Origin of the sequence: Mesorhizobium sp. M8A.F.Ca.ET.208.01.1.1 (genome assembly GCF_004791315.1) — a bacterium.
Taxonomy (GTDB): domain Bacteria; phylum Pseudomonadota; class Alphaproteobacteria; order Rhizobiales; family Rhizobiaceae; genus Mesorhizobium.
Genome location: NZ_SRUT01000029.1, coordinates 1 through 1,158, shown reverse-complemented (window position 1 = coordinate 1,158; position 1,158 = coordinate 1). Strand labels below are relative to the sequence as shown.

The following is a 1,158-nucleotide window of genomic DNA, read 5'->3' as shown; positions in this document are numbered from 1 at the left end:
CGGATGAGCGACTATCTGAGGTGTCAAGTTGCATTTGCGAACTCGTTTCGCGCATCGCGTGCTTTTGCATTGAGAATGACGAGCAGCTTGCGGGCGAGCGCGATGCGGATGACCATTTTCTCCTTTCCGGCAGCCTGCAACCGTTGCTTGAAAGCGGCCAGATGCGGATCATATTTGGCAACGATGCTGGCAACGAGGAATAGGACGCCGCGAGGCCCTGCACGACCCCCGCGCACCGGTCTTCGACCGCTGCGCTTTCCGCTGTCATTGGCGATCGGTGCCAGGCCGGCGAGCTTGGCGATGGCCTTGTTGGAGAGGATGCCGATTTCGGGCAACTGCGCCATCAGCCGGGCCACGGTGCGAGAGGCAACACCCTTGAGCGAGCGGAAGGCGCGGTCGAGGCGTGCCCACAGCGGATCATCATCAATGAGCGTGGCGATCTCACCCTCGAGCCTCCGGCTCTGACGCGCAAGCAGCGCGATCACCTCATCAAGGCTGGCGATGGTTTCGGCGTCGGCAGTGCTCTTGCGCTGCTTTTGAACGGTGAGATCGCCTCCCACCTGGGAAAGCCGCGCAACCAACGCCTTGAGCCGCTGCTGGGCCGCGCTCGGCGGCAACGTCGGCTTGAGCCGCTTGACGACACCATAACGGGCAATCACGGCGGCATCGATCTTGTCGGTCTTCTCCAGAAAGCCCATTGCCTCGGCGAAGTAGCGAACGCTCCTGGCATTGGCCATGCCGCAGGGTTGCCCCATCTGCCACAACAGCAAGAAGGCCAGCCGTTCGTAGCCGCCACTGGCCTCCACAACGACGAGTTCGACGTCATGGTTCCGACACCAGGCGGCCAGATCGGCGATGCCTGCCGCATCGTTGGCGAAGCGGCTTGCCGCTCCCATCGGCTCGATATGGGCATCGAGCCAGTCTTTCGAAATGTCTATTCCACAGAGGGTCGTGTTCACGGTAACCTGCCTTGTGCGTGCGATTGGAGCCAAGCGACTATTCGGTCGTGCGTGACGAAGGCGAAGATCCCAGGCTCATCCACGGTTGTAGCCGCAGGGGTGTCGGGCGACTTCGCCAAGCCTCGAATCGGATGCCGTCCGGTTCGAGGCTCAGTCGCTTCCATCGCACAAAGTCAGATCCGTGCAGATACAAGGGGTG

At 61.7% G+C, this 1,158-nt stretch carries 1 protein-coding gene; it reads right to left on the bottom strand.

What is annotated here, in order from left to right:
• Nucleotides 1–23 precede the first annotated feature (23 nt).
• A complete protein-coding gene (locus tag EN851_RS34095; RefSeq protein WP_135931042.1) occupies nt 24–959 on the bottom strand; it encodes an IS110 family transposase in 936 nt (311 codons plus the stop codon).
• Nucleotides 960–1,158 lie beyond the last annotated feature (199 nt).